A 25,150-nucleotide genomic window follows, 5' to 3' on the forward strand; every position below is an offset into this window, starting at 1 on the left:
TCAACTCTCACCACGCGATGACAAGGACCTCCCCATGACCACCCCTGCCTCCACCCCCGCCTCCCGCACCATCGAGCTGACCGGCGGACTGTCCGTCCATGTCGAGGAGTACGGCGAGAACACCGAGGGCACCGGCGTGCTGATGCTGCACGGCGGTGCCGGCCCACGCACGGTGGCCGGCATCTCGTCCGCGCTGTCCGAGCACGTGTACGTCGTCACGCCGACCCACCCCGGCTTCGACGGCACTCCTCGCCCGGAGCGGTTCGACACCGTCGCCGACCTGGCCGTCGCGTATCTGGATCTGCTCGACGCCCTGGACCTGAAGGGCGTCATGGTGGTCGGCAACTCCATCGGCGGCTGGATCGCCGCCGAGATGGCCCTGCGTGACAATCACGGCCGGATCGGCGCGCTGACCCTGCTGAACGCCGTGGGCATCCACGCCCACATGAAGGAGAACCGGGTCGTCGACCCGCGCACCCTGGCCCCGGCCGAGGTGAGCCAGTTGTCCTTCGCCAACGCGCGGTTCCGCCCCGACTTCGCCTCGTTCAGCGAGGCGCAGCGGGCCGCGGCGGTCGCCAATCAGCAGACCCTCGCCGTGTACGGGGGCGAGGGGTTCACGTACGACCCGAAGCTGCGGGGCCGACTGCACCGGGTGACCGTGCCGGTGCTGGTCGTCTGGGGCGAGGAGGACGGCATAGCGCCCCTGAAGTACGGGCGCGGCTACGCCGACTCGTTCCCCGACGGGCACTTCGCCCCGATCCCCGACGCCGGGCACTTCCCGCAGATCGAGCAGCTGGGACGCACCCTCGGAGCGATCGGCGACTTCGTCAGCACGATCGTCAAGCCCGACACTTCGGCCTGACCGTCTCGTACCCCGGCCCGTCCCGCCCCCATGCTTTCCTGCCTGCCGCACGCCAAAGCTCCAGGCCCGGCGCGCGGCAGGCGCGGCTTCGCAGCCGAAACGGCGTTCGTCCTGTCCCTATGCCGCACCACTGATGTCGGCGGCGATGAAACGCCGGTGGAGCGGACTGAAACCTGTCTCGGGTGTACCGGCGATGCCGGCCTTCTGGATCGCGGGTGCGAGCCGTTCGGCGAAGAAGATCTCGAATGCCTGCTGGGATTCCCACACATCGGTCACGTGGAACCCCTGGTCATCGAACCAGGCCACGTGCACCTGGCCACCAGCCGCCGGGATCTCCTCCCAACCGACCACATCCCGCACCATGTCGTACTGCTCCGGCGTGACCCCTGCCCAATGCATCGACATCACCACAGCCATGCCCAGCCCCCTTGCTGCTCGTAGTGCCAAACGCGGTCCGCGGCCCGACATCCACTCGCTGCCGGTACCAGCACTGAAATCGTTCCACCCCGCGGGCCTTGCCGGACAGAGCGCGCGGAGGCGTACCGGCGCCTGCGGAAAGCCTCGTACGCTCGTCGGGCAGGAGGTCGTGGAACGTGCATCGTGTAACTGTCGGCGGGGCCAGAGGTGTTGCTTCCGAGCGCGTCTGTGAGCTTGTCGGCGCCGAAGGCGCTCCGCCGCGATGAGTTCTGGCCGGTGCGCGAGTCTCTTCTGGTGAGCGTTGCAGGACGTCTTACGACACTGCCCGGCACGAGACACCACGGAGGACACCATGACGACCACGCCGAGTGACCCGACCACCGCGCTGCCCGGCCGCCCGCCCGTCGTCGACCTGGCCACCTGGCAGGCCGCCCGTGACGAGCTGCTGGTCCGCGAGAAGGCCCATACCCGCGAGGGCGACGCCATCGCCGCGGCCCGCCGTCGGCTGCCGATGGTGGAGTTCGACGGGAAGGTCGAGGTCGTCGGACCCGACGGCGCGGTCCCGTTCCTGGACCTGTTCCAGGGCCGCGACGAGCTCGTCGTCTACAAGCACATGTGGCACGACGGCGCACCGTACCAGGGACAGTGCGAGGGCTGCACCACCACTGCCTGGCACCTGAAGGACGCCGTCTACCTCAACGCCCGCGGCGTCTCGTTCGCCGTCCTGACCACGGGCCGGTGGGACGAGGTGGCCTCCTACGTCGAGTTCATGGGCTACACCCAGCCCTGGTACTCGGTGCGTGACGTGGACGGGCCGGTCGGCGCCCCCATGGGCTACCTCACCTGCTTCCTGCGCGACGGCGACCGCGTGTTCCTCACCTACTCCACGACGGGCCGTGGCAACGAGCCGGTCAACGGATCCCTCGCCCTGTTCGACATGACGCCCTACGGCCGCGGCGAGGCGTGGGAGGACCACCCCGAGGGCCGGCCCGTGATCGGCGATGTCCGCGAGGGGCACCCGTCCGGGGCCCGCCAGGCCTGCTGGTACTGGCGCTCGGACGCGGACGGAAACGCCACCTGGGGCCCGACCAGCCGGCCCGTGCCGCAGTGGACCCGCCCCGGCGCGACCGCTGTGGAGACCCTCGGCCGGCACGGTCACCACCACTGACGCGACCTCCTCGGCGAGCAGGGCGTTGTCGAGGACCTCACGGAACCGGTCATGAGTGGGCTTCCGCACCCTGGTGACCGGGTCCGGCCGGTGCGCGATCAGGGTGATGGCGAGGAATTTCATGACGCCGCACGCTCGTGGCGCACGGTGTCCGGGTGGGCGAGGCCGAGGTGGTCGCGCAGGGTCGTGCCCTCGTACTCGGTGCGGTACACCCCGCGCTCCTGGAGCAGCGGGACCACGGTGTCGGCGAAGGTGTCGAGGCCGCCGGGCGTGATGTGCGGGACGAGGATGAAGCCGTCACTGGCGTCGGCCTGCACGAAGGAGTCGATGGTCTCGGCGACGGTGGCCGGGGAGCCGACGAAGGCCTGCCGGTTGCCGGTCTCGATGACCAGATCGCGGATGGACCACTTGTTGGCGGCCGCGAGCTCCCGCCACTCGCGGGCGGTGGCGAGCGGATCGCGGTACATCCGGACCTGGGCGCGGCCCCGTGCGATGGTGTGTTCGCCGAGGTCCGGGTCGATGTCGGGCAGGGGTCCTTCCGGGTCGTACGCGGACAGGTCGCGGTTCCAGACGAACTCCAGGTGCTTGATCGCGGTGGCGCCACTGACCTGCTGGCGGCGCACCTCGCGGGAGATCTCCTCCGCCTCGGCGTCCGTGTCGCCGAGGACGAAGGTCGCGGCGGGCAGGATGAGCAGCTCGTCGCGCTCACGGCCGTAGCGGGCGAGGCGTCCCTTGACGTCCGTGTAGAACGCCTGGCCATCCTTGAGGGTGGCGTACCGGCTGAAGATCGCGTCGGCGCTGGAGGCGGCGAACTCGCGCCCCTCGTCGGAGTCTCCCGCCTGGAAGATCACCGGGCGTCCCTGCGGGCTGCGCGGGACGTTGAACTGTCCCTGGATGTCGAAGTGTTGGCCCTGGTGCACAAAGGCTCCGGCCTTCGCGTCGCGCAGGAAGGTGCCGGTCTGCCGGTCGGCGACGATCTCGTCCCCGTGCCAGGAGTCGAAGAGCTCGTTCGCCGTGGTCAGGAACTCCTCGGCCCGGGAGTAGCGCTCCTCCTGCGGGAGGAAGCCGCCGCGGCGGAAGTTCTCGCCGGTGAAGGCGTCCCAGGAGGTCACCACGTTCCAGGCCGCGCGGCCGTCGGAGAGGTGGTCGAGGCTGGCGAACTGGCGGGCCACCTCGTAGGGCTCGTTGAAGGTGGAGTTGATGGTGCCGGTCAGGCCGAGGTGTTCGGTGACGGCGGCGAGCGCGGCGAGGATCGTGAAGGTGTCGGGGCGACCGACGACGTCCAAGTCGTAGACCTTGCCGCCCTGTTCGCGCAGTCGCAGCCCTTCGGCGAGGAACAGGAAGTCGAACTTGGCGCGCTCGGCGGTGCGCGCGAAGTGGGCGAAGGAGCTGAACTCGATGTGGCTGCCGGCCTCGGGGTCGCTCCACACGGTGGTGTTGTTGACGCCGGGGAAGTGCGCGGCGAGGTGGATCTGCTTGCGGGGCTTGTCCTGTGACGTGCTGCTCATGAGTGGGTCCCTCCGGCTCAGGCGGTGGCGGCGTAGCGGTTGGCGGGGCGGGAGAGGCCGAGCAGCCCGCGCAGGGTGTCGGACTCGTACGACTGCCGGAAGACGCCCCGGCGCTGGAGTTCGGGCACGAGGCCCCGGGTGACGGCGGGCAGGTCGTGGCCGAGTACGGCGGGCCGCAGCCGGAAGCCGGACAGCCCCGCCTCCGCCAGCTCCTGGAGCAGATCGGCCAGTTGGGCGGGCGTGCCGGTGAAGATCCGGGCATCGCTGGTGTACGGGTATCCGGCCAGGGCGTCGAGACGCTCGCGGCGGGCCGCAGCGACGCCCGGGTCGTCGTCCAGGAACACCACGAGGTCGCCGAAGAGGTGCAGGGGTTCGTCGGCGAGGCCGGCCGCCGTCCGCTCGGCGCGGATCTCGTCGACGATGGCACGGGCCTGGACGGCGTCGTGCGGGGTGACGTAACCGATGTCGGCGGCCCGGGCCACCAGCCGGTAGGGGACGGTCGCGTGGGCCAGGGCGCTGACGATCGGCTGGCCCTGCGGCGGGCGGGGGGTGATCGAGGGGCCCTTGACGCTGAAGTGCTTGCCCTCGAAGTCGATGTAGTGCAGTTTGTCGCGGTCGACGAAGCGTCCGGTGGCGACGTCCCGGATCTCCGCGTCGTCCTCCCAGCTGTCCCAGAGCCGGCGCACCGCTTCCACGTACTCCGCGGCCTCGTCGAAGAGGTCGGTCGTCAGCTCTCGCAGGGCCGGGCTGTCGAGGTCCTCGATGCGCAGCGGCGGGAGCGTACGGCGGCCGAAGTGCGCGGCTTCGTGCGCGCGGGCCGACACCTGCACCCGTAGGCCCGCACGGCCCGTGCTGACGTAGTCGAGGGTGGCGATCGCCTTGGAGATGTGGAAGGGCTCGGTGTGGGTGACGACGGCGGTCGGGACCAGTCCTATGTGGCTGGTCAGCGGGGCGACGCGGGCGGCGATCAGGACGGCGTCCAGGCGCCCGCGGACCTGGTCGGTGCGGCTGTCGGGCTCGGTGAGGTGCGAGGACTGGAGTCCGAGGGCGTCCTCGATGGTCACGAAGTCGAGGAGACCGCGCTCGGCCTCGGTGACCAGGTCCGTCCAGTACCCGGCGGTGAGCAGCTCACGGGGGCGGGCCACGGGCTCGCGCCAGGAGGCCGGGTGCCAGCCGGCGCCGTCGAGTGCGACGGCGAGGTGCAGATGGGGGGACGAGGGGGAGGAAACGGGCAGCGAAGATGATGCGGACACGGAGGGGGTGCCTTCCTGGTCGACCGTACGAGAGCGCGGCCCTCTACGCGCAGGGCGCGGCGGCGGGGTGACAGGTCAGGGACGACAGAGCGCGCCGGCCACGCGCTGGAGATCGATGTGCGGCCGGGAGTGCAGGTGCACACGGCGGCGCGGGACGAGCGCCATGACGCGGTGAGCGGACCCGACTCGCACGTCCCTCACCTCCGCCTCTGTGTTCCGGCGGGCCCGTGGCCGCGCCGGCATCGTGAATCCCTTCAACACAACGGTCCGCCTACGCCGTCTGTTCCTGCTGGGCGCCCGGAGGGCGTCGGGCCTCCGGGAAGCGGTCAGGAGTTGTCGAGCGGCAGGCCGGGCGGGTTGATCCGCGAGGTGCTGACGGCCTCGTTGGAGAGGTTCCAGGCGGCGAGCCACTTGGCGTACTGACCGTCCTTGATGAGGTGGTTGATCGCGTCGGCGACCGGCTTGGCCAGTCCGCTGTCCTTCTTCGCGGTGGCCGCGATCAGGCCCTGGAGGGTCGCGCCCGCGCCGGAGAACGTGCCCGCGTTGCGGGTCGGGCTGGGCGTCTTCGCTGTCTGGGTGACGTGGTACGAGATACCGGGGTTGGGTCCGAAGTAGGCGTCGATCTTCCCGCTGGACAGCGCCAGATAGACGCTGTTGTTGTCCTGGAAGTACTTGACGGTGAGCTTCTTGCCCTCCTTCGCGAGCTTCGCCCGCCACTCCAGCAGGAGCTTCTCCTGGTTGGTTCCGGCGCCCACGGAGACGGCCTTGCCGGCCAGGTTCTCGTAGTCGCCGGCAAAGTTCCAGGTGCTCTTCTTCAGCACCTCGAAGGCGAGGTTGTCCTGCCGGTAGGAGGCGAACTCGTACTTCTTCTTGCGTTCCTCGGTGTCCGTGACGTTCGTGAAGGCGACGTCGACCTTGCCGCTGTCGATGCCGACGAACAGGTTCTCCCAGGTCGAGTTCTTCACCTCCGCCTTCAGTCCGAGGACCGCGGCGACCAGTCGGCCGAGGTCGGGTTCGGCACCGGTGAGGGTCTTCTGGTCCTGGCCGACGTACGCCAGCGGCGGGAACCCGGCGGGCAGCGCGCCGACGCCGATGACCAGCTTGCCGCTCTTGGCGACGGACTTGGGCAGCTCGGCGCTGATGGACTTGACCTCGGACACCTTGAGGTCGGTCTGCCGCGCGGCGCCGTTGGACAGCGCGCCCACGGTGACGGTGCCGGCGGCCGCCCTGTCGGAGGTGGTGGCCGCGTCGCTCTCGCCTCCGCAGGCGGCGAGTCCGGCGGCGAGGGCGGTGACGGCGGTGGAGGCGGTGAGGCCGCGGAGGAGTCTGCTGCGGAGGGTGAGGGTGCGCATGGCTGTCCTTGTCCGATGCTCTTGAGTGAACCGTGAGGTGGGGAAGGCGCGGTGGGGGAAGGCGTGATGGGTGAAGGGGTGGTGCTGGTGGGTGAAGGGCTGGTGAGGGCGGGAAGTTCAGAGGACCTTGCTCAGGAAGTCCCTGGTCCGCGCGTGCGTCGGGTGGTCCAACACCGCGGTGGGTGAGCCCTGTTCGACGACGCGGCCCTCGTCGAGGAAGACGATCCGGTCGGCCACCTCGCGGGCGAAGCCGATCTCGTGGGTCACGATGACGAGCGTGGTGCCGCTGGTGGCCAGGTCCTTGATGACGGCGAGTACCTCGCCGACCAGCTCGGGGTCGAGGGCGGAGGTCGGCTCGTCGAAGAGGATGACTCCGGGCCGCAGCGCGAGAGCACGGGCGATGGCGACCCGCTGCTGCTGGCCGCCCGACAACTGGCGTGGATAGGCGTCGGCCTTGTCGCCCAGGCCGACACGGTCGAGGAGGGTGCGCGCGAGCTCCCTGGCCCCGGGCCGCTTCAGCCGTCGGGTCGCTACGGGCGCGGCCGCCACGTTGTCCAGCACCGTCAGATGCGGGAACAGATTGAAGTTCTGGAAGACGAACCCGATCCGGCCACGCTGGGCCAGGATCGCCCGCTCGGTCAGCTCCTTGAGCCGCTCGCCGTGCCGGCGTACGCCGATGAGCTCGCCGTTCAGGCTGACATGGCCGATCTCGGGCTTCTCCAGGTGGTTGATCACCCTGAGGAGGGTGGACTTGCCGGAGCCGGACGGGCCGAGGATCACGGTGACCTCTCCGGGCCGTACCGTCAACTCCACTCCGTTCAGCACGCGTTGGGTTCCGTACCACTTGTGCACATCGCGTACCTCGACGGCGGCCGGTCGGACCTCGAGCGTCTCGCCGGTCATATCGCCGCCTCCTTGCGGACCCGGGCCCGCAGATCACGCAGACCGGTGCGGACCTTCTGCAACGGGGTCGGCGGGAGGGAGCGCAGCGCGCCCCGCGAGTAGTACCGCTCGACGTAGAACTGGACGACGGACACGACGCTCGTGAGGATCAGGTACCAGGCGGTGGCGACCAGCAGCAGCGGCACGATGTCGCCGGGGTAGGTGGAGCCCATGCTCTGCACCGAGCCGAAGAGGTCGAGCAGCGAGACATAGAAGACCAGCGAGGTGCCCTTGATCAGGCCGATCAGCTGGTTGACGTAGTTCGGGGTGATGGAGCGCAGCGCCTGCGGGAACACGATCCTCGTGAACTGGTAGCCCTTGGGCAGACCGAGTGCGGAGGCCGCCTCGTGCTGGCCCTGGTCGACGGAGAGGATGCCGCCGCGGACCACTTCCGCCGCGTACGCCGCCTCGTTGAGGCTCAGTCCGACGACCGCGACGACCATGTCGGTGGCGAGCCGGGACTCGTCGAAGGTGAGGAGGGCGGGGCCGAAGGGGACGCCGAGGCTCAGCGTCTTGTAGAGCGCGCTGAAGTTGTAGAGGAAGAGCAGGACGACGATGAGCGGCACCGAGCGGAACAGCCAGATGTAGACCCAGCTCACCGCGCGCAGCACGGGGCTCCTGGAGAGTCGGGCCAGGGCCAGCAGAATGCCGCCGATCAGGCCCAGCACAGCGCTGTAGAGCGTCACTTCGAGGGTGATGAGCAGGCCGTCGAGGATCGTGGGACGCAGGAACCAGTACCCGAACCGGTCCCACTGGAAGAAGGGGTTGGTCGCCAGCCCGTGGACGATCTGGGCGACCACGACGAGCACGATCGCCGAGGCGATCCAGCGGCCGGGGTGGCGCAGGGGCAGCACGCGCTGTGCCGCGGCCGGGCGGGGCTCCGTCGTGCTCAACGGCACGGCGGAGCCCAGGGATTCACTCATGGAGGGCTCCAACGAACGCGGACACACCGCCGCCGGCCCGTACGACGGCGGTGCGCGCGGGGACAGACGGATGTCAGGGGGTACGGAGGGAGGAGAGGCTCACCGACAGCGCGCCGGCAGGGCGGCGGGCGAGGGAGGTCGAGCCGTGCGGACGTTCAACGCCGCGGAAGGCGGAAGCGGTCAGCCCTGACAGAGACAGCGGGCGCCGCGGGAGCTACAACACAGTGCGGTGGCGGGGCAGCCGTGGCGCCGCGAAGCGGTCGTCCCGTCAGCTGCGTACATCGCGTTCACCGTCACCATTCCGCCCCGCTGGGCCTCGAACGCACCGGAATCGATCCGGTCCGATGCGGCGTAAGTTAGGCACGGCCCCCAACGAATGTCAACGCGCCCTGGCCGGAACGACCACGTGGTGAGACCGCGCATATGCCTTCTTGACGGCTCCGCGGACCGCACCGAGACTGGCGGGGACGGTCACGATTGTCAGCGCCCGTCGTGCGGGTTTCTCCCGTTCGACGCGGTTATCGGCCCCGGCCCGCTGACAGGCAACCCTTCCACCGCGACGGGGTGCCCCGGGTGACGACCGGGTCCCGCCGGTGCGGCGGGGCAAGCGTGGTCTCGCCTCTCGCGAGCCCCGGACACGGGAGCGATGGGAATGGCCAGGAGGAACACGAACGGTCTGACCAGGCGCCTGCACATCGACCTGCAACGGGTCTCCAGCGCGTACTAGTCCAGGCGGTCCGTCCAGCGCGTACTGGTCCACGCGGTCCGTCCAGCGCGTACTGGTCCACGCGGTCCGTCCGGTCAGGCACGTCCCGCGAACCGGACCGGCCCGTACGTCAGCGCAGTCACTCCGTTCCGCCACCGCCGCCCAACGGGTCGCGGGGGCTTCGACGTTGCCTGGAGAGTCATGCCCAAGACAGTCTCGCTCGCCGCCCCTCGCCCCCACCGCATCCGCAGCCGCATCGGCGTCGGCCTGGCCGGCGGTTTCTACCCGGCGCCGCACCGCTATCAGCTGTACCTGGCCGAGGGCTGTCCGCGCTCGCTGCGCATCTCGATCACCTTGGAGCTGCTCGGTCTGCACGACTCGGTCGCCGCCACGCTGCTGACGCTTCCCGCCGAGACACCGGAGGCGTTCGCCGCACTGCGCGGCGCGTACGAGGCCACCTGGCACCACTACGACGGTCCGCTCACCGCGCCCGCGCTGTGCGACCGTTGGAGCGGACGGATCGTGAGCAACCACACGCCGGACATCCTGCGTGACCTCGCCGGACTGCCGGTCTGTCAGGGCGACGCCCGCCTCCCCCGGCTGAACCCACCGGCCCTCGTCGCGGACATCGACGCCTTGCGCGAACTCCTCGACCGGGACGTCACCCCCGCCGCGCCGCCGCTTGCGCGCACGACGGCACTCCAGTCGCTGGACCGTCAACTCGCCTCGCACGTATGCGCGTTGGGCGACGAGCTGACGGCCGCGGACGTCGACCTCTGGGTGGCCCTGACCCAACTCCGCCCGACGGAGTCCCTCTCCCCCTATGGACGGCTCCGGGACTACGTACGTCGGCTCGACGCCCACCCGGCCTTCCACGGCAAGGTGCGCTGAGCGCGTACGCCGGGGTCGTTGGGGCCGCAGGGCCCGGGCCCCGGCGCCGCGTCGGCTCAGCCCTTGGCGCGGGTGAAGACGAGCGTGCCGGTGACGGTCGTCAGGCCGCGGATCATGCCCATCTGGTTCCAGCCCATGTCGAACTGGTCGCGGTCCACGGTGAACTCCGCGGTGAGCGTGACGGTGTCGGCGCTCGCCCCGGTCACCCGTCCGGTGACGGGCTGCGGCCGGCTGATGCCGCGCACGGTCAGCTGCCCGTTGATCTCCACGGTGTCGTCCTGACCGAGGACGGCGTCGCGGACGGCGAAGGTGATCGTGGGGTGGCGGTCGGCGTCGAAGAGGTCGGCGGAGCGGAGGTGCGTGTCCCGCTTGGCGTTCTTCGTGTCCAGGGACGCGACATCCAGGGTGATGGTGCCGCGGGCGGTCCCGTCGGGCTGGACCTCGCCCTCTCCGGCGACTCCGGTGAAGGTGCCCTTCACGGTGACCATGCCCCACATCGTCTTGTGCTTGATGGCGACGGTGGTACGGGCGGGGTCGAGCTGCCACAGGCCGGTTTCGACAGCGACGGTCATGAGAGTTCTCCAGACGGTTACGGGCAGTGCACAGGGGTGCGCGACGCACGGGGCGCGCGGCACACGGGGACTGTGGGGACCATGCAGTCATCCAAATTTGGATGACTCCACGCTAGCCCGTTCTTCAAATTTGGACAACCGGTAGACTGTGACACTATGGCCGACCCTTCCGCCCCCGCTGACCTGCCCGAACGCGAGCCGTCGGGCGACGGTGAGCTGTTGCCCGCCCCGCTGCGGGCCTGGATGCGTCTCCTGGCGGCGGCCGGGGCGATCGAGCAGCAGCTGCGCACCCGTGTCAAAGACGCCCTCGACGTCTCGCACGACGAGTTCCTGGTGCTGTGCCTGCTGGCCGACCAGCCCGGATCCAGCCTGCGGATGACCCGGATCGCGGAACTGCTGGGCCGCCCCAAGACGCGGCTGACCTATCAGGTGGCGTGTCTGCAGCACGCGGGACTGATCACACGGCGCTCGGCGTGCGGCGACCGGCGCGGTATCGAGGTGGCCCTCACGGACAAGGCGCGTCGGCTGCTGCGCGAGTCCACGGGCCCGCTGGCCGACGCCGTCTCGCAGGCCATCGCACAGACGGCCTGCGCACAGCGCTACGAGGCCCTGCACGACTTGCTGCCACCCTCGCCGTGTCCCGGTACGGACTCCGGGCGGGTCGAGGGTGGTGATGCGGCCCCCGAGGGGCCGGGGAAGTAGCCCCTCAGGGGATGAACCGGCGGATCAGAACCCGGGGAAGACGCGTCGCAGGTCGTCCAGGGTGAGGGTGTCGCCCTTGAGGGTCACCTCGGCCGGGGTGTGGGTGGCGGCGTGGCGGCCGGTGACGAGCCGCAGCCACCACTCGGCCGGTGCGCTCAGGACGGCGTCGGGCTCGGCCGGCTCGTCGGTGAGCGCGATCGTCTCGACCAGGTCGAGCCCGAACGCGCGCCGGGGAGCGGTGGTGTGGACCGCGAGCCGAACCTGCCGCCCGTCGAGAGCCTCGACCTTGCCGAGGAAGCCGATGAGCAGTCCGGCCTGGTCGAGGAGAGGCTCGACCGCGGCGGGCGCCAAAACCGCCGTACGGTCGAAGGCCACCTCGACGTCCCAGGTGTGGTGGGTGAACTCGCTGAGCCGCAGGCCCGCCACCGTCGCGACGTCCACGGGCGCGGGCAGGAAGCCGAGGTCGACCCGGAGTTCGGCACGGGCCCGCGGGTCGAGAGCCTCGTACCCGCGCACCAGCGCCTCGTTGGCGGTCACGAAGCTCTCGGCGCGCTCGACCGGGGACATCGCGTCCCAGCGCGCCCACACCGACTTGTTGAAGTCGCCGTCCCTGGGCCCGGTGCCGTTCAGCGCGCCCTCCAGGGAGGCAAGGCCGATCTCCGCGCCGCTGCCCAGGTGGCTGAGGACCTGGGACACGTCCCACTCCGACGCCCCGGACGGCCGGGTGAGGTCGGCGGTGGCGAGCCCGTGCACCACGGCGGTCAGGTAGTCGTGTCCGCCGCGCAGGGCGTCGATGGTCCGGTCGGCACGGTCGTTCATGTCTCAACTCCGTCGAAGTGGCAGCGGTTTGTGTCGGTACGGAGGGTTCAAGGGTTCACACCGCGGTCTGGAAGGACCGCTTGGAGAAGCCCATCATGAAACCCTCGACAGTGGTGCGCACCGCCCGGTCGGCACTCGGGGCGGCGCCCAGCGTGACGAACAGCGGAATGTAGTGGTCGACCGTCGGATGGGCGTACGGCATTCCGGGCGCCCTGGTCCGGAAGGCCGCGAGTTCGTCTACGTCGCCGCGGGCGAGCGCGTCGGCGACCCAGGTGTCGAAGTCCGAGGACCAGCCCGGCACTTCGCCCTTCGTCAGCATCTCGCGGGTGAGGAAGGGCAGCCCGTGCGTCATGAAGCCCGAGCCGATCACGAGGACGCCCTCTTCCCGCAACGGGCCGAGCCGGGCGCCGAGTTCCAGAAGCCGGCCGGGGTCGTGGGTGGGCAGGCTGAGCTGGAGCACCGGGATGTCGCCCAAGGGGTACATGGCCATCAGCGGCACCCAGGCTCCGTGATCGAGGCCGCGGGAGGGGTGCTGGTGCAGCGACTCGCCGTCCGGCATGGTCCCGGCCACGCGGTGCGCGAGGGCGGTCGCGTCGGGGGTGTCGTACGTCATCGTGTAGTACCGCGGATGGAAGCCACCGAAGTCGTAGACGAGCGGGGTGTGCGCCGCCGGGGCGGACAGGCACAGCGGTGCCGCCTCCCAGTGTGCGGAGACGATCAGGACGCTCTTCGGCTTCGGCAGGGACTGGGCCCACTCGAACAGTTCCCGCAGCCATGGTCCGTCGTCGAACAGCGGGGGCGCGCCGTGACTCAGGTACAGAGCGGGAAGCGGTCCGTCGGCGGGCGTCCACGCGCGCTGGGACCGGGCTCGCGGCAGCGCGTCGACCAGGAACCGGTCGTACGCTCCGGCGGGCACCTCGGGATCAAGGAGGGAGTTCATGCCGGTCCTTACGTGAGTGAGGGCGCCCCGGCCTGCGGGTTCAGGTTATTAACTTGAACATTCAAGTTTGACTGTAGGTCACCCCCTCGGAGACGTCAACCAAACGGCCGCGGACACAGGCGCCGGAGGTCCGAAGAAGAACGCCGTACGCGATCGGAACTAGTCCGATCTCCGTATGCGGGATCGGACGCTGGTCGGACGCGATGGCCGACGGGCTTCACTAGATTCGGCCGGAGTCCACGGTCAGGTGCAGCTCAGCGGTGGACCGTCCGGAGTTCGGGCTGCCCGCCGAAGGAGTCCACCGCGTGTCGCACCATCCCTCCGTTCCCTCGCCGCACGACCGGATCACCGGCCCCCACCCCGCCCTGCTCCTGCTGCGCGGGTACACCGACGGCGACGCGCGGACGATCGCCTCGGCCCTGGACACCCTGGACGATTCCGCCCTCCACGATACGTACACCTATCTCTGTGCCGTCATGGACGTCACCCTGCGCCTCACCCTGACCGCCCGGCCCGCGGCCCGTGATGTGGGCCGGGCCGCCGAACAGGCGGCCACGGCAGCTCCCCCGCACTACGAGTTCGCCTTCGGGCAGGCGGTCCGGGCCTGGACGGCGGGCGACACGCAGGCCCTGACCCGCGCCGCCGACGCGGACCTCCCGGGGGCCGTACATCTGCTGGCCGTGATGACCGTGGCCCTGGGCATCTCCGTCCTCGACCACGACGGCCTGAACGCCCTGCTCAACTGCCTCCCGGAAGACCCGCGCTGATCGCGACCACCGCCTGACCGGCGCCCCCGGTCGGCGCCACCCGAACCACACGGTCCGCCCCACGGCGACCGTCCGCTCAACGGTGACCACCCCCGTGGCGCCGCGCCGACTCGTTCTCCTGGGCCATGCGCCGCAGCGCCATCAGCGCGGGTTCGAGCAGGACCGTGAGCAGCAGCGCACGCTCGGCCACTTCCAGCGGGTCGTCGATTCCGTCCAGTTGGTCGAGATCGAGCGTCGCGGTGCGTTCCGCCAGCCGGGCGTACGGCACGAGCGTGCCCCGGTCGAGCGGGACGCCCAGGCCGCGCAGCGAGCCCAGGGTCTCGGCCAGAGCCGCCCGCGCGGGCGCCGACTTGTGGATGTCCCAGCCCAACTCCTCTACGAGCGCGTCGACTTCGACCCGCGCAGTGGAGTCCTCCGCGGAATCCTCGGCGGGCCCGATCGAACCGAGGGTGAGACCGAGCAGGCGATGGGTGTCGCCGGTGTGCTCCGCCAGAGCCCCCAGAACCTCCCGGGCGGTGCCGACGGACAGCCCCCGGACACCGGTCAGCGCGCGGATCAGGCGCAGCCTGCGCAGATGGTTCCCGTCGTACTCGGCCTGGGTCGCCGACAGTTGCCGGCCGGCCGGGAGCAGCCCCTCGCGGAGGTAGTACTTGATCGTCGTGACGGAGACGCCACTGAGGCGGCTCAGGTCGGACATGCGCATCGGGACGGCTCCGCTCTGGTCATTGGATACCTCTACTGTCTAACATGGATAGCGGAGGTATCCAATGAGCGCTCCCCGGGTCTCCGTCCGTTGAGCGCGCCCCTGGGCCTCCGTCCGCCGTCCTGCCTCTGTGGAAGAAGGCGCCACCGTGCCCACGCTCCCCTGGACCACCGTCGACGTGCCCGCACCGGACTCCCGGGCGTTCGTCATGGCCTCGCGCTTCGAGGTCCGTTCCTTCCGTGACGTACCGCGTTTCTTCCTGCGGTCCCTGGCGGCGTGGAAGCAGGTGAAGGGCGCGCCCGGCGCGTACGGCGCCACGCTCGTCGCCCAGCCGCTCAAGCGCACCTTCTGGACGCTGTCGGCCTGGGAGGACAAGCGGGCCCTCTACACCTACGCGAAGACCGAACCGCACCGCTCGATCATGACCGGCCTGCGGTCCACGACGAGCGGCTCGGTCTTCACGTTCTGGGAGCTTCCGGCCTCGGAACTGCCCCTCGACTGGGCGGACGCCCGGCGACGGCTCGCCGAGCAGGAGCGCGCCGATGCCACCGGCGCGCACGGACCCTCCGGCGCCGGACCCGGCACCGGACCCGGTACCGCCTGACACTCCCCGCCCCTCCCCGCAGCTCCCCGCCCCTCCATTCCCGCCCCCTCCCCCGGACCAACTCCTCATCGCCCAAGGAGACATACCGTCATGACGCTGTCCGAGCAGAGCCCGGCCCTGGACGACCGTTCGGTCGCCCCGGCGCGCGAGCGACGAAGGGTGCCGCTGTGGCTCGCGATCGTCGCGTGCAGCGTGCCCATGTTCATGGTCGCGCTGGACAACCTCGTCGTCTCCACGGCGCTGCGCACCCTGGCCGTGGACCTGGAGGCGTCCACCCAGCAGCTCCAGTGGTTCGTCAACGCGTACGTGCTCAGCTTCGCCTGTCTGCTGATGACGGGCGCCGCCCTGGGCGACCGGTTCGGGCGCCGACGGGTCTTCGTGGTCGGCATCGTCGTCTTCACCGTGGCCTCCGCCGGCTGCGGACTGGCCGACAGCAGCGCCCAGTTGATCGGCTGTCGCGCCGTCCAGGGCTTCGGCGCCGCGGCCGTGATGCCGCTGTCGCTGACCCTGCTCTCCCAGGCCGTGCCGGAGCGGCTGCGCGGCCTCGCCCTCGGTCTGTGGTCGGGCATCAGCGGGCTGGCGGTGGCGATGGGCCCGGTGGTCGGCGGCGCGGTGGTCGACGGACTGGACTGGCGATGGATCTTCTGGATCAACGTGCCGGTGGGTGTCGTGGCCGTACCCCTCATCCTGCTCACCCTGCGCGAGAGCTCGCTTCCGGGCGTCCGCCTCGACCTGGTCGGGATGGTGCTGGCCGCCGCCGGACTGTGCGCCGTGGTGTGGGGCATCGTGCACGGCGACACGGACGGCTGGACGTCGGCGAAGGTGCTGGGGGCGTTCCTGGGGGGCGCGGTGCTGCTCGCCGTCTTCGTGGCCTGGGAGGCGCGGGCTCCCGAGCCGATGCTGCCGCTCTCGTTCTACCGGGTACGGGCCTTCACCCTGACCAACGTCGTCTCCGCGGCGATGTACTTCGGCGTCTTCGGTTCGCTGTTCCTGCTCGCCCAGTACCTCCAGCTCGTGCCGCAGCGCACGCCGTTCGAGGCCGGAGTGCGCACCCTGGCCTGGACCCTGATGCCCATGTTCGTCGCCCCCGTCGCCGGACTGCTCTCCGACCGGGTGGGCGGCGGCAGGCTGATGGCCCTCGGGCTCTTCCTCCAGGGCGTGGGTCTCGGCTGGATCAACGTGGTCGCGGACATCGACACCCCGTACTCCTCCCTCGTCACCCCGATGATCGTCGCCGGTGTCGGTATGGGCCTCGTGTTCGCCCCGACGGCCGCGGTCGTCCTCGGCTCGGTCAGCAAGGAGCACGCGGGCAAGGCCTCCGGCGCCAACACCACCGTCCGCGAGATCGGCGGCGCCCTCGGTATCGCGGTCCTCAGCTCGGTGTTCGTCGCCCGCGGCGGCATGGGCACGCCCCAGCGGTTCATCGACGGTCTGCACCCGGCGGTGTGGGTCGGCGTCGCGGTCGTCCTCGTGGGCGCGGTGTGCGCGCTGGGCATCCCGCGCGGGCCGCGAGCAAAGGGGGCCGGGGAGTAGACGCCGGTCCGCGGCGCTGAGCAAGAGGCGCGGTGCTCCGTGGCGTTCCGTGCGCGGCGCGTCGCTGACCGCCGCGCCGCCGCAGCCTCCATCCTGGCCTGGTGCGGGCGCCCGTACCCGCCCACGCAGGTCCCGCGCCGCACCCACCCACGGAGAGCCATGGCCGCCGACAGCACGCCCCCCGCCGACGACACCCGCGTCCGGGCAAGCGCCGCCGTGCTTCTGCGCCGGCCGAAGCTGTGGCTGGTGCCGACCGTGCTGTGCGGGCTGCTGGCGTTCCTGCTGTCCCTGCTCTACATGGGCGGCATCCTGAACCCGAACGGGGAACTGCACCACCTGCCCATCGGTATCGTCAACGCCGACCAGGGCAGACCGCTGACCGGGCAGACCACGAACCTCGGCACACAGGTCACCCGCTCCATCACCGCCGACACCTCCGGCAAGGCCGACTGGCAACCCCTCACCCGCGCCGAGGCCCGGGACAAGCTGGCCTCCGGCAGGATCTACGGCGCCCTGGTCGTCCCCGCCGACTTCACGACCACCACCGTCGCACTCACCACCGCGAACGCCACCACCCGGCCCACCCTGACGGTGCTCACCAACCCCGGCATGGGCAGTCTCGGCTCCTCCCTCGCGAGCCGGATCACCCAACAGGCGGCGCGGCAGGCCTCCCTGGCCGTCGGCATGCAGCTGATGGACTCCCCCGCCACCGCGAGGGCCGACGCCACCACCCGCCTCGTGCTCGCCGACCCCGTCGCCGTCACCACCCAGGTCGGCCACCCGATCGGCGACCACAGCGGTCTGGGACTGAGCGCGTTCTACTACACCCTGCTCCTCGTCCTCGCCGGGTTCCTCGGCGGCAACGTCATCAGCAACGGCGTCGACACCGCCCTCGGCTACGCCGACAACGAGATCGGCCCCTGGCACGCCCGCCGTCCCACCGTGCCCATCAGCCGCACCCAGACCCTGCTGCTGAAGATGGTCATGACCGCGGGGATCACCGTTCTGACCACCACACTGGTCCTGATCGCCACCGTCGGGATCCTCGGCATGGACGCCTCGCACCTGCCGCTGCTGTGGATCTACTCCTACTGCGCGTCACTGGCCGTCGGTCTGGGCGTGCAGGCCATCAACGCGGCCTTCGGGGGCATCGGCCAGCTCGTCTCCATGTTCGTGTTCATCGTTCTGGGCCTGCCCTCCTCCGGTTCCACCGTCCCCCTCGAAGCCGTCCCGGGCTTCTACCGTTTCCTGAGCCTCTTCGAACCCATGCGGCAACTCAGCGTCGGCGTCCGCGCCATCCTCTTCTTCGACGCCCGCGCCGACGCCGGTCTCACCCGCTCCTGGATCATGATCGCCGTCGGCGCCGCCGTCGCCCTCCTCTTCGGCCTCGCCATGACCCGCTACTACGACCGCAAGGGCCTGCACCGCCTCACGCCCCAGCCCTCCGGCTGATCGCGCGGGAGACGTCACGCGAGAGGGGAGTCCGCGCCCTGGGGGGCTGGTCCTCGTCAAGGCCCGGTCGTGGCGCTGGAGTCCCGCAGTCGCCGGACGGTTCCGCCCACCTTCGCGCGCAGCGGTTCGAGGACCTTCGGCTCCGCGCTGATCGCCCAGCGCGGGCCGACGAGACAGGTGCCGCCGTAGATCGCGGCGCTGTCCAGCCAGGTCACCTTGTAGCGCTCTTCGGGGAACGTCGTGATGAGGTAGTCGCCGGTCCCGGTGTGGCAGGCACCCTCGCGGAGTTCCGCCGCCTCGATGCGGATCGTGACCTAGCATCCGGTGAGGTTCGCGATCACCTCGACGTCCGCGGGCGCCGCCACCTCGACGGCGGCGGTCCTCTTCGACGCCTTGCGCTCGGCCGCCGCCTCCTCACCTCCGGCGTCGCAGCCCACGGCCAGGGGCAGCAGGGCCATGCTCCCGGCGACCGCGGCCCGGTGCGCGAGACGGGTGGGGGAAGGCGTTCGGCCGAGGCGTCCTTGCCGTCGCTGCTGAGGCACGTCGTCTCTTTCCTTCTCCGGTGCGGTTCACGCGTACTCGACCAGGGATACGAAGGGGCGCCGGGCCCTGTTCACGACGGGTCGCCAGAACGTGTGCGCCGGCGGCGCCTCCTTCACCGAGCCTCGCGCTGCTTCGGGATCAGTCGCGGCAGATCTCACCCCGCTGCCGGCGCGGGCAGGGCGTGATCGGTGCCAGCCACAGCGCGACGACGGCATCGGTCAGGCCGAGTGCGGTGTCGTGCCAACTGGACCGTGGTGTGGGGGTGTTGTCGGCGAGGGCGCGCTCACGCTCGGCGCACATGTGCACCATCAGCTCCCGCGCCATGTCACTGCGCTCGGCGTGCACCTCGACCGGCAGGCCGGAAAGGCACCGGTGCAGCCGTTCGAGGACCATCCGCATCGACGGGGAGCTGAGGGTCTCGTCGATCACGATCCGGCGCAGCGCCGGGTCGGTCATCACCTGCGCGGTGAAGCGGGCGTACCAGGAGGGCCGGCCGAGCTCGGCCAGATGTTCGGTGAGGGGGCGCACCAGGCAGGCCACCCAGTCGCGGATGTCGGCGCTCTCCTCGTCGATCTCGGCGAGCAGCCGCAGGCGCACCTGCTCGATCCGTACGAAGTGCTTGCGTACGATCGCCCGCACCAGATCGGCCTTGGTGCCGAAGTGATAGCCGACCGCGGCGTTGTTGCCCTGCCCCGCGGCCTCGCTGACCTGGCGGTTGGAGACCGCGTACACCCCTTGCTCGGCGTACAGCCGCTCCGCCGCGGTCAGGATCGACTCCCGCGTCGCACTGACCTGTTCGGCCCGTACAGTTCTGGCCGCCATGGCCGGTCACCACCTCACCGGGACTTCGCGCAGCCCTCCGACGACCAGTCCCTCGAGCCGTCGCAGTTCCTCGACCGGAACGGCCAGGTCGAGCGAGGGAAGCCTACGCAGCAGCACGTCGAGGACGGTCCCCAGCTCGGTTCGGGCGAGCGCCTGTCCCAGGCAGGAGTGCGGGCCGACGCCGAACGCCAGATGGGTGTTCGGGGTGCGGTCGAGGATCATCTCCCCGGCGTCCTCGAAGGCGGTCTCGTCCCGGTTCGCGGCGGCCATGCTGCACAGCACGGTGGTGCCCTTGGGCAGGACCGTTTCGCCGACCTCGGTTTCCTCGCCGATGTAACGCGGCATGCCGAGTCCCGGGTTGGCGTCCATGCGCAGCGCCTCCTCGACCGCGGGCCGCACCAACGAGGGGTCCGCGAGCAGCCGCTCCCAGTGCCGCCGGTCGGCCAGCAGCATGGCGACCATCTTCCCGATCATGTTCGCCGTGGTCTCGTGTCCGGCGACCAGCAGGCCCTGCCCGGTGTACACCAACTCGTGCTCGGTGAGCCGGTATCCGGTCGGGTCGGTGGCGGTGAGGAGGTCGCTGAGCAGGTCGTCGCCCGGGTGCGCCCGCTTGGCGGTGACATGGGCGGTCATGCAGGCGACGAACTCGGCCTGTGCCGCGTCGATCTCCGTCTGCCCGTACCTGGTGAGGTTGAGCAGGGTGTCCGACCAGTAGGAGAACCGGTCCCGGTCCTCGTCGGGGACGCCGAGCAGGTCGCAGATCACCCATACCGGCAGCGGAAAGGCCAAGTGGGCCTTCAGGTCGGCGGGTTGGCCGTGCTCCACCATGGTGTCGAGGAGCCGGTCGGCCATCGCCTCCATCCTCGGGCGCAGCGCGGCCATCCGCTTGGCGGTGAACCACTTGCTCACCATCCGCCGCCAGCGCCGGTGGGCATCGCCGGTCTGCGGCATGGCGTTGGACATCTCGTCGTTGAAGGCCCCGCCCGATTCGGTGGCGGAGATCCGGGCGGCGTCGTCGGCGTTCAGCAGGCGGCTGAAGCGGGGATCGGACAGCACCTGTCTGACGTCCGCGTAGCGGGTCAGCAGGGATGCCTCGTCGCCGCTGGGCAGGGTCACGCGCGCCACCGGGCACCGCTGTCTCAGTCCCGCCCATTCCTCGGGGGGTCCCAGCGGTGTCGCGCCGGGGATCGGGTAGGTCAACGCCGGCTCGTCGTCATGTACGTCCATCGCGGTCTCCTCCGTCTCCTCCGTGTCCTCAGTTTCAGCGGTCCCCTCCGATTCGGCCGTCTCCACACGATCAGGCAACCCGCTCAGTAATCTAAGTCAAGCAGCTGCCTTAAAATCTGGCCATCGCAGCACCCCGACGGAGGCTCCGCCATGCCCGAGGCCCTTGCTCACCCCTCCGACTCCGGGACGAGCGGTCCGCCACGGCCGGACACCGTCGTGGCGGTACTGGCCTTCGCCGGGATCGTCGTCTCGCTGATGCAGACCCTGGTGATCCCCCTGGTCCCGGAACTTCCCGGGTACCTGGGCGCCTCGGCCTCGGACACCACGTGGGCGATCACGGCCACCCTGCTCGCGGGCGCCGTCGCGACCCCGGTGGTGGGGCGTCTCGGTGACATGTACGGCAAGCGGCGGATGCTCCTGGCGAGCCTCGCCATGCTGGTGGCCGGATCCGCCGTGTGCGCGCTCAGCGACAGCCTGGCCCCGATGGTGGTCGGACGGACCCTGCAGGGCCTGTCGGCCGGTGTGATCGCGCTCGGGATCAGCATCATGCGCGACGAACTGCCGCCCGAGCGGCTCGGCGGGGCGACCGCGATGATGAGCGCCTCGCTGGGCATCGGTGCCGCGCTCGGTCTGCCCGCGGCCGCGTTCCTCGCCGACCACGCGGACTGGCACCTGCTGTTCTGGACCGCGGCGGGCTTCGGCGTGGTGGCGGCCGTACTCGTCGTGACGCTCGTACCGGAGTCCTCCCTGCGCACCGGCGGGCGCTTCGACCTGGTGGGCGCGGCCGGGCTGTCGGCCGCGCTGCTGTGCCTGCTGCTGGCGATCTCCAAGGGAGCCGACTGGGGCTGGGCGAGCGCCACGACCCTCGTCCTGTTCACGGTGGCCGTCGCCGTGCTGCTGGTGTGGGGCCGCTGGGAACTGCGTGCGGCACAGCCGCTGGTGGACCTGCGGACCACCGCGCGGCGTCAGGTGCTGTTCACCAATCTCGCCTCCGCCGTGTTCGGCTTCTCGATGTTCGCGATGGCCCTGGTGCTGCCGCAGCTCCTGCAACTGCCGAAGGCCACCGGCTACGGCCTCGGGCGGTCGATGATGGTCGTCGGCCTCGTCATGGCGCCCAACGGCCTGGTGATGATGGCCACGGCACCGCTGTCGGCGCGGATCTCCAGGACCAAGGGGCCCAAGGTCACGCTGATGCTCGGCGCCCTCGTGGTCGCCGCCGGCTACGGCGTCGGCGTCACGATGATGTCCGCCCTCTGGCAGCTCGTCCTCGTCTCCAGCATCATCGGGGCCGGCGTCGGGCTCGCCTACGGCGCGATGCCCTCGCTCGTCATGGGGGCCGTACCCGTCTCCGAGACCGCCGCGGCCAACAGCCTCAACACACTCATGCGGTCCATCGGCACGTCGGTCTCCAGCGCGGTCGCGGGTGTCACCCTGGCACAGATGACCACCACGTTCGGCTCCGTGGCCCTGCCTTCCGAGAACGCCTTCCGGGTGGTCATGGCCATCGGTTCCGGCGCCGCCCTGGTCGCGTTCGGATTCGCCGCCTGCCTGCCCCGCCGAAGCCCGCTCGCCGGCACCCCCTCGACGCCGGTGACGGGGGAGCCCTCCACGGCCACGGACGCCTCGGCGGGTACGGCGGGTACGGCGGCGGAGACGAGGCCGTAGGACACCGGGCGGTGCTCAGAACGACGGTTCGCCGTGGACGATCTCCTTGGCATCGGCGTCCGTCGCCCAGGCCCACGCCCGTATCGCCTCGTGCCAGCTGGTGCCGGTGGCGATGGCCTGCCGCCAGGGACGCATGACCTTCGGCGGCATCCCGACCGCGAGGGCTCCGGCCAGCCGGTCACCGGTGCGGTAGATGGCCAGGAACCGACGCTCACTCATCTCGCCCTCCACCACGACGATCTCGTCGTGCCCGCGCAGATGGCCGAACGCCTGCACCTTCATGTCGTACTGGTCCGACCAGAAGTACGGCACCGGGGCGAAGGGCCTGGGGGCGTCGGGGTGGAGCAGGTTGTAGGCGGCGGTGACGCCCTGCTCGGCGGCATTGGTCCGATGCTCGATCCGCATCGACGTACCGAACAGCGGGTTGTACCAACGGGCGACGTCTCCCGCCCCGTACACCCCCGGCCCGGCCGCGCAGAACTGGTCGCACACCAGGCCATCAGCCACTTTCAGGCCGCTGCCCTCGAGCCACCCGGTGTTCGGCACACACCCGATCGTGACCAACACCTCGTCGGCGTCCAGGAGTTCGCCGCCCGCGAGCCGCACCCCGCCCTCCGTCACGTCGGTGACGGTCACACCGGTCCGCAGATCGACGCCGCGCTCCAGGTGGACCGCCGAGAACACCCGCCCGACCTCCGCGCCCACCGCGTGCGCCAGCGGAACCGGAGCCGGTTCGAGGAGCGTGACCTCCGTGCCCATGCCGCGCGCCACGGCGGCGGCCTCCGCACCGAGGAACCCGGCACCGACGACCACGAGTCGGCGCCCGTGCCCCAGCCGTTCCCGCAGGGTGAGCGCGTCGTCCACCGTGCGCAGTACGTGCGCGCCCTCGCCGGGGAGCCTGCGCGGGCGCACCCCGGTGGCCACGATCAGACCGTCGTACGAAAGTCGTGTGCCGTCGGCCAGCAGGACCGTACGAGCGGCCGCGTCGAGAGCCGTCGCGGCGACGCCCAGCCGCAGATCGAGACCGAGCCCGTCCAACTCCGCCTGCCCGCGCAGCGCCAGCCGCTCAGGCTCCCACCGCGCGCCGAGGACCTGCTTCGACAGCGGCGGCCGGTCGTACGGCGCGTGCGCCTCCTCACCGACCAGGGTGAGCGTGCCGTCGTACCCTTCCCCGCGCAGGGTCTCCACCGCCGCGAGCCCGGCGGCCGAGGCGCCGACGACCAGAATCCGCCTCGCCCGTCCATCAGCCGGATCACCACGTCCTTGTGTGTCGGCCATGTCACTCCTCGGTCGTGCGGTCCGACCTCAACCGCGGTTCGGAACAACGTGGTTGAAGACCTGGTTGTGGACCTGGTTGTGGACCTGGTTGTGGACCTGGTTGTGGACCTGGTCGAGCCCAGGCAACCGAACCGGGCTGACGCCCTCCGGCCTTTTCTCTGACTTCAAGCTGACGTGATCGAGGTCACACGGTCGTGGTCCCTCACAGGGTGGCGCGGCCCAACCAGTAGCCGAAGCCCCGGCGGGTGTGGATGAGGGCCGGTTCCTCCTGGTTCACCTTGCGTCGAAGGCGGGACACGAGCTTCTCGATCGCGTTCTCGGCACGGACCTCACCCCAGACGTGCCGGCTGATCTGGTTCTTCGAGAACACCTGTTCCGCGTTGACCAGCAGATGCCGCAACAGCCGGTACTCGGCGGGCGTCAGATCGAGCGCCCGCTGTCCGCGCCGCGCCTGACAGGCCGCGTCGTCGAGAACCAGGTCGCCGTAGCGCGGCGAGCCGTCCCCGCGACCCGCGCCCCTGCCGCGCAGCAGTACCTGCGCCCGGGCCAGCACCTCGGCGATCCGGAAGGGCTTGGTGACGTAGTCCACCTCGCCCAGGCCCAGATCGGGGATGAGACTGCCCAGGGAGTCGCACTCGGTCAGGAACAGCACGGGCGGTCGCCCGGCGGGCGTGAGCCGGTGTCTGCGCCGGACACCGCCCAGGTCCGTCATCATCGCGTCGAGGACCACCAGGTCGAAGCGGTGCTCGGTGAGTTGGGCCGTCAGCTCGGCGCCGTCGGCCGCGATGGTGACGTGATAGCCCGCCAACTCCAGGGTGGTCGAGAGCAGTTCGGTGATTTCGGGGCTGTCGGCGACTACGAGGACATGCTGACCCTGCCCACGCACCGGCGACCGCCGCTCACTCACGTATCCGTACATGGAAAGACCATTCGTGTAGGGCCGGACTTCACGCGGGAGCGGCACCGCGCGACGAGAGGGGTGCGGTCGGAGGTCTCCGCCGGGTCCGCCGGGTCCGCCGTGCGGCGGGGGCTGTAATTCGAACGCGTGCAGGTGAGGGGAACGGTGCACTCACGGGACTCCTCCGCGGGTCTCCGAAGGGACGTCCACCACCGTGGAGTGCGCTGCGGCGCTTCCGAGCGGGCTCCAGGGGCGGCACTTCTGCGTGGTCGGGCCGGGGGTGGTGCGGGTTGCCGCGGGCGGTTCGGCGGGGTGCGTGGGTCGCTGCTGAACGGTGCGGCGGGCTGTGCGGGTTGGTACTGAGCGGGTTGGCCGTGCGTGGTGCCGAGCGGTCGAACCGGGCGGGGTGTGCGGGGGCGGTCGTCGGGGGCGGGGTGCTGCCAGGCGGTGGTCGCGGACGGGGTGTCGTGCGGCTGGGCTGCTGGTCGCGTCGGGGGCGATGCGGTCGAGCCGTCGAGCTGGCGTCGCGTCGGTGGCGGTACGGTCAAACGGTCGAGCTGGCATCGCATCGAAGGCAGTGCGGTCAAACGGTCAAGCCGGCAT

Annotated in this window: 27 protein-coding genes, 1 pseudogene and 1 riboswitch; of the genes and pseudogenes, 10 read left to right on the forward strand and 18 right to left on the reverse strand. The window is 70.7% G+C overall.

Annotation, left to right across the window (positions count from 1 at the left end; genetic code table 11):
• Window positions 1-34 precede the first annotated feature (34 nt).
• On the forward strand, window positions 35-862 hold the full coding sequence (locus tag ACZ69M_RS08915; RefSeq protein ID WP_470047987.1) for an alpha/beta fold hydrolase: 828 nt from the start codon (window positions 35-37) through the stop codon (window positions 860-862).
• Between the two features lie 117 nt (window positions 863-979).
• Here the strand turns inward: ACZ69M_RS08915 and ACZ69M_RS08920 are convergent, their stop codons facing one another.
• On the reverse strand, window positions 980-1,279 hold the full coding sequence (locus ACZ69M_RS08920; protein ID WP_470047989.1) for a hypothetical protein: 300 nt from the start codon (window positions 1,277-1,279) through the stop codon (window positions 980-982).
• Between the two features lie 352 nt (window positions 1,280-1,631).
• Between ACZ69M_RS08920 and ACZ69M_RS08925 the strand changes: the two genes are divergently transcribed.
• The gene (locus ACZ69M_RS08925) at window positions 1,632-2,447 is read left to right on the forward strand and encodes a DUF899 domain-containing protein (RefSeq protein WP_470047991.1); all 816 of its coding nucleotides are present in this window, start codon (window positions 1,632-1,634) and stop codon (window positions 2,445-2,447) included.
• Window positions 2,448-2,450: 3 nt separating this feature from the next.
• Here the strand turns inward: ACZ69M_RS08925 and ACZ69M_RS08930 are convergent.
• The 7 genes and pseudogenes from ACZ69M_RS08930 to ACZ69M_RS08960 form a co-directional block, all read right to left on the reverse strand.
• Window positions 2,451-2,570: pseudogene (locus ACZ69M_RS08930) on the reverse strand (LLM class flavin-dependent oxidoreductase); the annotation flags it as partial.
• Entirely contained in the window at window positions 2,567-3,955 is a 1,389-nt protein-coding gene (locus tag ACZ69M_RS08935; protein WP_470047993.1) for an NtaA/DmoA family FMN-dependent monooxygenase, read from the reverse strand. The gene ACZ69M_RS08935 and the pseudogene ACZ69M_RS08930, both read right to left, overlap by 4 nt.
• 17 nt (window positions 3,956-3,972) lie before the next feature.
• Complete coding sequence (locus tag ACZ69M_RS08940; RefSeq protein WP_470047995.1) at window positions 3,973-5,208, reverse strand: LLM class flavin-dependent oxidoreductase; 1,236 nt, start codon at window positions 5,206-5,208, stop codon at window positions 3,973-3,975.
• Window positions 5,209-5,283: 75 nt separating this feature from the next.
• Window positions 5,284-5,451, reverse strand: coding sequence for a putative leader peptide (locus ACZ69M_RS08945; RefSeq protein WP_470047997.1), 168 nt, complete (start codon window positions 5,449-5,451; stop codon window positions 5,284-5,286).
• A gap of 83 nt (window positions 5,452-5,534) precedes the next feature.
• Entirely contained in the window at window positions 5,535-6,560 is a 1,026-nt protein-coding gene (locus tag ACZ69M_RS08950) for an ABC transporter substrate-binding protein (protein WP_470047999.1), read from the reverse strand.
• 117 nt (window positions 6,561-6,677) lie between these two features.
• Entirely contained in the window at window positions 6,678-7,463 is a 786-nt protein-coding gene (locus ACZ69M_RS08955; protein WP_470048001.1) for an amino acid ABC transporter ATP-binding protein, read from the reverse strand.
• Window positions 7,460-8,425 (reverse strand): amino acid ABC transporter permease, encoded by a 966-nt coding sequence (locus tag ACZ69M_RS08960; RefSeq protein WP_470048003.1) that lies wholly within the window; start codon window positions 8,423-8,425, stop codon window positions 7,460-7,462. The genes ACZ69M_RS08955 and ACZ69M_RS08960 overlap by 4 nt, the downstream gene beginning before the upstream one ends.
• A 469-nt stretch (window positions 8,426-8,894) precedes the next feature.
• Window positions 8,895-9,041: riboswitch (SAM riboswitch) on the forward strand.
• A 36-nt stretch (window positions 9,042-9,077) separates the two neighbouring features.
• On the opposite strand from ACZ69M_RS08960, the gene ACZ69M_RS08965 reads away from it, so the two are divergent.
• Both ACZ69M_RS08965 and ACZ69M_RS08970 read left to right on the forward strand, forming a co-directional pair.
• Window positions 9,078-9,152, forward strand: coding sequence for a putative leader peptide (locus tag ACZ69M_RS08965; protein WP_470048384.1), 75 nt, complete (start codon window positions 9,078-9,080; stop codon window positions 9,150-9,152).
• Between the two features lie 180 nt (window positions 9,153-9,332).
• Window positions 9,333-10,022, forward strand: coding sequence for a glutathione S-transferase C-terminal domain-containing protein (locus ACZ69M_RS08970; protein WP_470048005.1), 690 nt, complete (start codon window positions 9,333-9,335; stop codon window positions 10,020-10,022).
• A gap of 56 nt (window positions 10,023-10,078) precedes the next feature.
• Here ACZ69M_RS08970 and ACZ69M_RS08975 read toward each other — a convergent pair whose 3' ends face one another.
• Window positions 10,079-10,594, reverse strand: a complete 516-nt coding sequence (locus ACZ69M_RS08975) for a YceI family protein (protein ID WP_352044838.1) — start codon at window positions 10,592-10,594, stop codon at window positions 10,079-10,081.
• Window positions 10,595-10,750: 156 nt separating this feature from the next.
• On the opposite strand from ACZ69M_RS08975, the gene ACZ69M_RS08980 reads away from it, so the two are divergent.
• Window positions 10,751-11,296, forward strand: a complete 546-nt coding sequence (locus ACZ69M_RS08980) for a MarR family winged helix-turn-helix transcriptional regulator (protein ID WP_470048007.1) — start codon at window positions 10,751-10,753, stop codon at window positions 11,294-11,296.
• Window positions 11,297-11,320: 24 nt separating this feature from the next.
• Here the strand turns inward: ACZ69M_RS08980 and ACZ69M_RS08985 are convergent, their stop codons facing one another.
• Complete coding sequence (locus tag ACZ69M_RS08985) at window positions 11,321-12,115, reverse strand: maleylpyruvate isomerase family mycothiol-dependent enzyme (RefSeq protein WP_470048009.1); 795 nt, start codon at window positions 12,113-12,115, stop codon at window positions 11,321-11,323.
• A gap of 55 nt (window positions 12,116-12,170) precedes the next feature.
• Window positions 12,171-13,055 (reverse strand): dioxygenase family protein, encoded by an 885-nt coding sequence (locus ACZ69M_RS08990; RefSeq protein ID WP_470048011.1) that lies wholly within the window; start codon window positions 13,053-13,055, stop codon window positions 12,171-12,173.
• Between the two features lie 305 nt (window positions 13,056-13,360).
• On the opposite strand from ACZ69M_RS08990, the gene ACZ69M_RS08995 reads away from it, so the two are divergent.
• The gene (locus ACZ69M_RS08995; RefSeq protein ID WP_470048013.1) at window positions 13,361-13,822 is read left to right on the forward strand and encodes a hypothetical protein; all 462 of its coding nucleotides are present in this window, start codon (window positions 13,361-13,363) and stop codon (window positions 13,820-13,822) included.
• A 76-nt stretch (window positions 13,823-13,898) separates the two neighbouring features.
• Here the strand turns inward: ACZ69M_RS08995 and ACZ69M_RS09000 are convergent, their stop codons facing one another.
• The gene (locus ACZ69M_RS09000; RefSeq protein ID WP_470048015.1) at window positions 13,899-14,525 is read right to left on the reverse strand and encodes a MerR family transcriptional regulator; all 627 of its coding nucleotides are present in this window, start codon (window positions 14,523-14,525) and stop codon (window positions 13,899-13,901) included.
• Window positions 14,526-14,673: 148 nt separating this feature from the next.
• On the opposite strand from ACZ69M_RS09000, the gene ACZ69M_RS09005 reads away from it, so the two are divergent.
• The 3 genes from ACZ69M_RS09005 to ACZ69M_RS09015 all read left to right on the forward strand — a co-directional run bounded on the left by ACZ69M_RS09005 (window position 14,674) and on the right by ACZ69M_RS09015 (window position 18,114).
• The gene (locus ACZ69M_RS09005) at window positions 14,674-15,129 is read left to right on the forward strand and encodes a DUF3291 domain-containing protein (RefSeq protein WP_470048017.1); all 456 of its coding nucleotides are present in this window, start codon (window positions 14,674-14,676) and stop codon (window positions 15,127-15,129) included.
• Between the two features lie 90 nt (window positions 15,130-15,219).
• On the forward strand, window positions 15,220-16,662 hold the full coding sequence (locus tag ACZ69M_RS09010) for an MFS transporter (protein WP_470048019.1): 1,443 nt from the start codon (window positions 15,220-15,222) through the stop codon (window positions 16,660-16,662).
• Window positions 16,663-16,821: 159 nt separating this feature from the next.
• Entirely contained in the window at window positions 16,822-18,114 is a 1,293-nt protein-coding gene (locus tag ACZ69M_RS09015) for a YhgE/Pip domain-containing protein (protein ID WP_470048021.1), read from the forward strand.
• A 56-nt stretch (window positions 18,115-18,170) separates the two neighbouring features.
• On the opposite strand, the gene ACZ69M_RS09020 is transcribed toward ACZ69M_RS09015, so the two are convergent.
• From ACZ69M_RS09020 to ACZ69M_RS09035, 4 genes are all read right to left on the reverse strand, one after another.
• Window positions 18,171-18,329 (reverse strand): hypothetical protein, encoded by a 159-nt coding sequence (locus ACZ69M_RS09020; protein WP_470048023.1) that lies wholly within the window; start codon window positions 18,327-18,329, stop codon window positions 18,171-18,173.
• A gap of 99 nt (window positions 18,330-18,428) precedes the next feature.
• Window positions 18,429-18,656: a hypothetical protein gene (locus ACZ69M_RS09025; protein ID WP_470048025.1), complete on the reverse strand. Its 228-nt coding sequence runs from the start codon at window positions 18,654-18,656 to the stop codon at window positions 18,429-18,431.
• A 139-nt stretch (window positions 18,657-18,795) separates the two neighbouring features.
• Window positions 18,796-19,479: a TetR/AcrR family transcriptional regulator gene (locus ACZ69M_RS09030; protein ID WP_470048027.1), complete on the reverse strand. Its 684-nt coding sequence runs from the start codon at window positions 19,477-19,479 to the stop codon at window positions 18,796-18,798.
• 6 nt (window positions 19,480-19,485) lie between these two features.
• The gene (locus ACZ69M_RS09035; RefSeq protein WP_470048029.1) at window positions 19,486-20,706 is read right to left on the reverse strand and encodes a cytochrome P450; all 1,221 of its coding nucleotides are present in this window, start codon (window positions 20,704-20,706) and stop codon (window positions 19,486-19,488) included.
• Window positions 20,707-20,856: 150 nt separating this feature from the next.
• Between ACZ69M_RS09035 and ACZ69M_RS09040 the strand changes: the two genes are divergently transcribed.
• Entirely contained in the window at window positions 20,857-22,371 is a 1,515-nt protein-coding gene (locus tag ACZ69M_RS09040; protein ID WP_470048031.1) for an MFS transporter, read from the forward strand.
• A gap of 15 nt (window positions 22,372-22,386) precedes the next feature.
• Here ACZ69M_RS09040 and ACZ69M_RS09045 read toward each other — a convergent pair whose 3' ends face one another.
• Window positions 22,387-23,649, reverse strand: a complete 1,263-nt coding sequence (locus tag ACZ69M_RS09045; protein WP_470048033.1) for an NAD(P)/FAD-dependent oxidoreductase — start codon at window positions 23,647-23,649, stop codon at window positions 22,387-22,389.
• A gap of 202 nt (window positions 23,650-23,851) precedes the next feature.
• A complete protein-coding gene (locus ACZ69M_RS09050; RefSeq protein WP_470048035.1) occupies window positions 23,852-24,568 on the reverse strand; it encodes a response regulator transcription factor in 717 nt (238 codons plus the stop codon).
• Window positions 24,569-25,150 lie beyond the last annotated feature (582 nt).

Source organism: Streptomyces sp. NPDC107454 (assembly GCF_055582885.1).